Genomic DNA, 1,204 nt, shown 5'->3' with positions numbered 1-1,204 from the left:
GGGAAAAGTATTTTATTCATCGACGTATCCTAGTAATGTAACGACAGCTTTACTCATAGCTAGTGACGTAACTTTCTCAGTTTTACCCGCTGAATCGGTAACCCCTTCAATCGTTTTGCCATCTTCTGTTTTAATTTGATATTTCATATTCGGCATGGCTTTACCAGCTTTATTGCGCAATACAAATAGCTCGTCATAATCCATTTGCAACTGAGGCATAGCTGCTAGGTCACTACTTAACGTAGCACCAGACATTGTCTGAGTTTGTCCAGATTTTAAAGTCAATAAACCAGGACAAACGATATCTATATTTCCACCTTCCATCTTGATATAACCACGACCATCAGTGATCAATATCCCTTTACCACTTTCAACTTTTACAAAATCATTAATGGCATACACATGCATGAGTTCCTGCGAAGCGATTTTCATACGGTCGGCCTGAGATTCAATTTCAACAGGACCAGCACCCGCTTTTATTTTGATACCAGCTGCTTTTGCGAATAGAGAAATTCGATCCAAAACATTCGCAAGAAAGCTTCGACCTGAGAAAATTTGAACATTCCGTTCAGTACTGATATCAATATTGTCTTTAGCTTGAGCGAGAATGCCTTTCTCCGCATCTAAAAGCAGTGAATCTTGGGTATTTACCGCAATATATGGCGTTGAATCTGATTCATTCCAATTCGGCAATGCATTCTTTAAAGACTCCTGAAGCTCTAATTCAGGTTCTGTGGTTTGATGCCCTTTTGCTGCATCTTGAATTGCCTGATTTAAACCTAAAGACTTTTCAATATTTTTCTGTAGATTTGCCCGATCTAAGTGGTTTCCATTGGCATTGGAAGCACTTTCAGTGCTAATCAAAATCCCCTTCGGCGCTCGAACCGCTCCCCAATCATCCGTCCTCAACTCAAAGCCTTCACCACGACCTTCACTTTCTGCCTGTTCTTTCGGATGACTTAAATTTCCTAAATTCAGTTGCGTCGCACCATGGCTACTCTGAAGTTGAGTGCTGATCTGCCCTGTCGTATCATCAAAACGCAGTTGGTTAAAACCCTCACCGTCAACTTCTTTGGTACGAATACCACTGAGTTTTTTGGTCGCAGGTAATTTGCCTTTTACATCAAACTTGGTCGGTGAGCGTCTTCCTTCATGGATTCGCCCTGTCACGAATGGCCGGTCTATGTTTCCATCAAAAAAGTCG

Annotated in this window: 1 protein-coding gene; it reads right to left on the bottom strand. The window is 41.4% G+C overall.

What is annotated here, in order from left to right; translation table 11 throughout:
* Positions 1-12: 12 nt before the first annotated feature.
* Positions 13-1,204: DUF2345 domain-containing protein (locus D7V20_RS19205; RefSeq protein WP_147395821.1), on the bottom strand; the 1,192-nt coding region annotated here is incomplete at its 5' end.

The organism is Acinetobacter rongchengensis (genome assembly GCF_003611475.1).
GTDB classification, from domain to species: Bacteria; Pseudomonadota; Gammaproteobacteria; order Pseudomonadales; family Moraxellaceae; genus Acinetobacter; species Acinetobacter rongchengensis.
Note: the sequence above shows the minus strand (reverse complement) of the source record. Positions and strands in the feature narration are given on the sequence as shown.